At 34.6% G+C, this 6,253-nt stretch carries 7 protein-coding genes; all 7 read left to right on the top strand.

The window, feature by feature from the left end; translation table 11 throughout:
* Positions 1-1,661, top strand: a 1,661-nt coding sequence (locus tag BGC07_RS15050) for a hypothetical protein (protein WP_158006971.1), incomplete at its 5' end; no start/stop codon positions are given.
* Between the two features lie 34 nt (positions 1,662-1,695).
* Positions 1,696-1,998, top strand: a complete 303-nt coding sequence (locus BGC07_RS15055; RefSeq protein WP_235603446.1) for a hypothetical protein — start codon at positions 1,696-1,698, stop codon at positions 1,996-1,998.
* A gap of 218 nt (positions 1,999-2,216) precedes the next feature.
* Positions 2,217-2,498: a hypothetical protein gene (locus tag BGC07_RS15060; RefSeq protein WP_069313910.1), complete on the top strand. Its 282-nt coding sequence runs from the start codon at positions 2,217-2,219 to the stop codon at positions 2,496-2,498.
* A 37-nt stretch (positions 2,499-2,535) separates the two neighbouring features.
* A complete protein-coding gene (locus tag BGC07_RS15065) occupies positions 2,536-3,576 on the top strand; it encodes a hypothetical protein (protein WP_069313911.1) in 1,041 nt (346 codons plus the stop codon).
* Entirely contained in the window at positions 3,569-5,092 is a 1,524-nt protein-coding gene (locus BGC07_RS15070) for a hypothetical protein (protein WP_069313912.1), read from the top strand. The genes BGC07_RS15065 and BGC07_RS15070 overlap by 8 nt, the downstream gene beginning before the upstream one ends.
* Positions 5,093-5,360: 268 nt before the next feature.
* Complete coding sequence (locus BGC07_RS15075) at positions 5,361-6,038, top strand: NAD(P)-dependent oxidoreductase (protein ID WP_069313913.1); 678 nt, start codon at positions 5,361-5,363, stop codon at positions 6,036-6,038.
* A 43-nt stretch (positions 6,039-6,081) separates the two neighbouring features.
* A complete protein-coding gene (locus BGC07_RS20815; protein ID WP_158006972.1) occupies positions 6,082-6,219 on the top strand; it encodes a hypothetical protein in 138 nt (45 codons plus the stop codon).
* The last annotated feature ends 34 nt before the right edge of the window (positions 6,220-6,253 follow it).

A 6,253-nucleotide genomic window follows, 5' to 3' on the forward strand; every position in this document is an offset into this window, starting at 1 on the left:
AAAAATACCGAAAAGATGCTGTGCGTCTAACACACCATATAAATATGATTCTATATGTCTTAAAAAATATAGAAAAATTGAAGGCGCTTTTTTCAGATAATTTGCTATCTGATGGTTACATCAAGTCGATAGATTGTTTAAAACTTTTGGCAGATCTGAAGACATTCGATGTAAATTTGGAGTTGCTAACATATGACAAGCTGGAAAAGATTATAAAAGATTATAAACTATTTAGAGATCTTTCTATCGCGCTGGGGAATTTAGATGCTTTAAATTCTAATGGTGAGCAAACAGACAAGATTCCAGAAGAAATTAAAAAATTTGCTGAATGGGCCGTATTAAACCCAGAAGACCTTGAGCTGTTTATGAGTACATTGCCAGTAGATACAGAACAGTCTCAGGATACATTGACTAAAGATGGAGATGGCGAACTAAATTCTAGTGAAATTTTATCAGAGTTGATGGATAAGGGTGATTTGGCCGATGGAGAAGATATTCCCGCAATTAAACAAGCTATACTAAGTAGGCTAGATGCTGCTAAAAAAGTGAACAAGGTCACAGGTAATGATATATATGCTAGCATTCGATACGTGGGGGTATTAGGGACTGAAGTGGCCGGTTTATTATATGATGAGATGAAAGAAGATGATCTGAAATTTCTAGAAAAGATAGTAAAGGAAAACGAAGAATCTGACTTTAAAGCAGACGCTTTGATTAAGATGTTGGGAGAATTCTCCCCTGCTTGTTTAAAAGCTATTTTTGGGAGCGAAAATAAAGCGGATAATATTAAAACGTTATCAAATGTAAGAAATAATGGCCATAATGGGCCAAAGTGGGCGCAAGACTTTGAAGAATTATGTAAGCCTATAAACGATAAAGAAAACATTGGTTTTAATCAACTTATTGATTCAGCACTAGCAGATTATAGAAATAGAGCTGGAGACGAGAAAAATTTTCATAAGTTTACTTCAGATTGGTGTTCGACCTTAGAGTGTTTGGTTGATGGCTCTAGTGATCATGATATACAAGAGCACTTAAATTTAATGAAGTTATTCGGTCATGAGTTAATTAATGATAGTTTAAATAAAATTGATATAAATCAACTGTATCAACTTTATGAATCGGTTGGTAATGAAGAAAATAAGGAAGCAATAGAATTATTAAAGGTTCTAATTGATACAGACCTAGATAGGGGTGTGCTCGATTTCTTTTTGAGCTATATGAAAGAAAGTGAAAATAAAAAGAAAGTTATAAATATATTAAAGGATCAAAATAAATCTTTAAATAAAATTTTAGAAGAATTTAGTGAGCTTCATAAGGCAGTATCAGATTTGTTGTTATTAACTGGTATGACTACATCTGAAACTCTTACTAAAACTCTTATGACGTTACTAGTAGATGGACATTTTGAAGGTGATAATTTAAAGAATTATAAGACGTTCATGAGTGATTTACGCTCAAATAATCTTTCTATCAGCGAGGAAAATCACCTAGAATTTTTAAAGCTTTTGAGAAACCATAAAGGTGAAGAGAAAATAAGACTGGCTGCTGAGATATTGAGTAAAGTAAATAATGTAGATGAAAATACCTTAATGCAAGGGATTAATAATCCCGACAAAACAAAAAAATACTGGAATTACTTGTTGAGAGTAATAAGATAGACAAAAAATTATTTTGATGACTTTATTCGCAAAGATGAACTGCTTTCAATGGTATCGAAAAAAATTAGGGATTGGGGAGCTAGACGACACTCTTTTATCACTTATAATTGCCAACCCTAATTCGGCTATGACAATATTAAAAACAGTTAAGAATATTACATTTTATGTGGCTCCGGGAGGGAAAGGTCTAGCACCTAGACGAGAAAGAGAGCTTAGTAAAGAGGAATTTTGTAAGCTTCTGCGTGAAAGTGATTTGGTCAATAGTGTAGCCGAAAAAGTCAATGGCTTTGACTTAACCACTTTACAAGCTGCGTACAATCATAAAAAAACAGGCTAAGATCATACTCATACTAGAGTTAGATGGACATGGGAAGATCCCTAGAAATAGCTTCGAGCATTTGCTTATTCATGAAGAAAAGTTGCTTGATAGCATAAGTATAAAAAGATATCAAAAAATTAATTACTTTAAAAGTAGCATTTGAGAATGATAAAGATTTAGCTCAAAGGCTGCTGGATTTAGAAGGGGATCTTCCAGAGGAGAAATTTACAGCCATATTGGCTGAATCAGGGGATAGAGAGAAGGCTAGAAGGCTTTTAAACCAAGTAGCGGATTTGGGTGTGGATACCTTACTTGATTCACTCTTTGGTGAACACTCTACGAATGCAAATAACCTATTGAAAATAGTAGAGGAATGCAATGTAGTTGCTTATAATTATCTACTTAAAGACCCAGACTTGATTAGTGCTCTATCGGCTGTAGTTGGGAAAAATAAACTCAATACAGGTGATTGTGATGGGGTTGTTAAACAAAAAGAGCTAATTAAAAAGATCGCCTAAAAAAGTAAATGGTGCAAACTTAGATACTTTACGGGCTGTGAGTGATTACAAAGACCAGGCTGACATCATATTAGAGCTAGAGGGGGAAATTAGCGAAGAGAGCTTTAGGCAATTGCTCAGTAAAGTAGACTTGGTTGGTAGCATAAGTAGAAAAGGATATAAAAAATTAAGCACGTTAGAAACAGTATCTAAGAATATTGATTTAGCTCAAAGGCTGCTGGATTTAGAAGGGGATCTTCCAGAGGAGAAATTTAAAGCCATATTGGCTAAACCAGGAAATATAAAGAAGGCTAGAGAGCTTTTAAAGAAAGTACCCGGTTTGGATGCGGCGACCTTGATTGATTCACTCTTTGGTGAACACTCTACGAATGCAAATAACCTATTGAAAATAGTAGAGGAATGCAATGTAGTTGCTTATAAGGATCTACTTAAAGACCTAGGCTTGATTCGTGCTCTATCGGCTGTAGTTGGGAAAAATAAACTCAATACAGGTGATTGTGATGGGGTTGTTAAACAAAAAGAGCTAATTAAAAAGATTGCCAAAAAAGTAAAGGGCGCAAACTTAGACACTTTACGGGCTGTGAGTGATTACAAAGACCAGGCTGACATCATATTAGAGCTAGAGGGGAAAATTAGCGAAGAGAGCTTTAGGCAATTGCTCGAAGAAGTAGCCTTCGTTAAGAATGTCAAAAAAATAAGCGATGCAGACTTAGAGACTTTGCAGATTGCATTTGGCAAAAAACCAATAGCTGAAAAAATACTGGAACTTACGGAGAGACTTAGACTTAGACTTAGTAAAGATGATTTCCAGAAATTGCTCGACGAAAAAAATATAACTATAGTTGAGGGTATATTAAATAAAGTACGAGATGCTGATTTAATAACTTTGAATATTACATTGGAGGACATAGACTTTGCTAACAAGGTATTGAAGTTATTTGAATCAACTAGCTGCAGCAAATACGAATTTGAGACGTTACTTCAGAAAAAAGAACTGGTTGAAGATATATTGGAAAAAGTAACTGATGCAGACTTAGAGTTCTTATCGGTTGCGCTTAGTAAAAAACCCAATGACTGAACGGATACTGGCCCTGAAGGGGAGCCTTGGTAAAAAGGATTTCCAAGCTCTGCTCGGAGAAGAAAAACTAGTTGAAGGCATATTGAAAAATGTAACTGATCCGGATCTGGAGACCTTGCAGGTCGCGCTTAAGGAGATAGATCTGGCTAAAGACATATTGAGTAAACCATGGAAAATTGTGGATAAAAGAGGCTTCAAAAAAGCACTTCGGGAGGAGCCTCTTCTAGCTGGAAAAATGTTGCGCCAAATATCGGGATTGGACGAAGACACTTTTTTAAAATCACTCTATTATCCTAATCCTGACGATTCTTTGCCTTTAGCCATACTGAGACTGGCAGGACCATCATGTGATGTATCGACTTATAACGCTATGCTTGAAAAGAAAGATTTGGTTTTTTTAATCTTGAGTAAAATAGATTTGTACATGCCTTTAGTAGATTTAGATACTATAGAGAAGGAAGGAGATTTTATAGAAAAAATACTTAAATTAGATGGCGAAATGCATATAATAGCCTTTCGTAACATGATCGAAAACGTGAATTTGGTTAATGATATATTGGAAAAAGTACCGGATGCGGATTTAAAAACTTTGCAGGCAGCGTTGAGTGATGTAGATCTAGCTAAAGTTATATTAGCCCTAGTTGAAGAAGGCGAGAAAATCAGCAAAGATAGTTTTGAAAAAACATTCATTCCGAAAATATCGGTGAGTATAGAGGATGAAGGGGAACTAGACCAGGACAAAAATAAGGGTGAAGGTGAAGACTGTGAAAGTTGGGTCAGCCCTATAATGGAGACAAGGGACCTAGCTGAGAAATTGTGGAAACTTAAGGTAAACTTCAAAAGAAACACTTTCTTGCTAGCGCTTAAAAATTCATCTTCTCCAGAGCTGATCAGATTGGTACTCGATAAAGTAAAAGATGTGGATTCAGCTTTTTTAGGCGAAGTGCTAAGTAGTTTTAATGGTGTTGAAATTAGTAAAGATCTTCGACGTTTAGAAAAAATATTAGAACTAACTGAGGATAAAGATTATATATTAAAATTACTTCATTATGATGGAGACATTAGCGCATTAATAAATGTAAAAGATGAAATTGAAAAAATACGTAGAGGTGTTTTTAATCGTTTGCCTGATGGAGATAGAAAGAAGTATTTTGAGGAAGCCTTCCCGACTTATAAATCTAATGTTATGAAACACTCCATTGACTTTATCGTTTCTAAAGATAAGGACCCTGAACAGCTTAAAGGACAACTTTATGATTGTGAAAGTAAACTTTTATCTGGTTCTAGGTTGAAAAATGATCGCTCAGATCCTGGTAAATTTTCTCGTGCAGCAATGAGAGTTTTGTCGAAGGCTATACCTCTTTTGTTAGGAGCGGGTATGGTTGTGGATAGGTTGATAAATAGAGATGGAAATTCGAGTAAGTTGTTTCAACTTTGTCGTTATGCAGCGGCAGCTTCTTCTGCTGATAATATTAAGGATTCTACTGATGATATATTTAAAAGGCTTCACAGCTAGTGAAAGGAAATTCTTAGTACTTCTTCAGGTAATCATTAAAATAAACTTTTTTAGAGATTAGTTTGGATATTGATTATACGCATTTTTGATGCAACCGGTGCCAATGTATAGAGTTAATAAAATAGTTTAGAGAATAAAAAATATTACAGTACTATTGCAGTGTGTTATTGTTTGTTTATCTGCCAGAATTTACAGTTCTTCTAGTTTGTGGTTTTTACTGTGGTTTTATCATTGATTTTTAAATTAATATTGGAGCTTTAATTAAGTAATGGATATAGGGTTTATTGGGTTAGGAAAGATGGGAATGCCAATGGCTCATCACCTATTGGATTCAGACTATACACTGCATATTTACAATCGTACACAGAGCAAATGTGTAGAATTTGTAAAAAAAGGTGCACTCAGTATGTCTACTCCGGCATTACTCGCCTCTTCTGTAGATGTTGTTATATTGATGGTAACAGATGATGATGCAGTTAAGTCTATCATTTTTGGTGAAAATGGTATTGTAAATGATAAAAATTTTAACTGTAAAGTTATCATAGACCATTCAACAATATCGCCTGATTGCTCCTTAAGTATGCATCAGCAATTGAAGGAGATAGGGATAAGTTATTTGGATGCGCCAGTATCTGGCGCTCCTGTTGGAGCGAGAAAAGCAGAGTTAACAACTTATGTTGGTGGAGAAAAAGAAACCTTTGAATTAGTTAAAGATATAATTTCTCAATATTCAGATAAAATTCACTATATGGGAGATGCAGGAAAAGGACAAGCAACCAAAGTTTGTAATCAAGTCATGGTTCTTAATACCATGCTTTCTGCATGTGAAGCGTTAAAATTAGCTAAACTTCAAGGGCTAGATATTCATAAGTTACTGTCCGCTTTTAGAGGAAATTTATTTGATTCAAAAATATGGCGTATATATACAGAGTCAACTTTTTTATGATAATCAGTGCAAGATAGCAGATGTTAGTATTGTTGAGAAGGATTTGTCTTTTGTAACATCCACTGCCGATAAGTTTGATTTGGCTATTCCTATTACAAATACATCATATCATGTTGTTGATCAGTTTTTAAAATCTGCAGCTGGCGATGATGATGTAGTTGAAATGATTAAATATATTTAATTTATGCAGAGTTTAATTGGGTGTTTTGAGATAG

This window comes from Piscirickettsia litoralis, assembly GCF_001720395.1.
GTDB classification, from domain to species: Bacteria; Pseudomonadota; Gammaproteobacteria; order Piscirickettsiales; family Piscirickettsiaceae; genus Piscirickettsia; species Piscirickettsia litoralis.

What these genes read in the sequence shown, in the direction of transcription:
- BGC07_RS15055 (WP_235603446.1), top strand. Translation starts at nt 1,696, where the DNA reads ATGAACTGCTTTCAATGGTATCGAAAAAAATTAGGGATTGGGGAGCTA.
- BGC07_RS15070 (WP_069313912.1), top strand. Translation starts at nt 3,569, where the DNA reads ATGACTGAACGGATACTGGCCCTGAAGGGGAGCCTTGGTAAAAAGGAT.
- BGC07_RS15075 (WP_069313913.1), top strand. Translation starts at nt 5,361, where the DNA reads ATGGATATAGGGTTTATTGGGTTAGGAAAGATGGGAATGCCAATGGCT.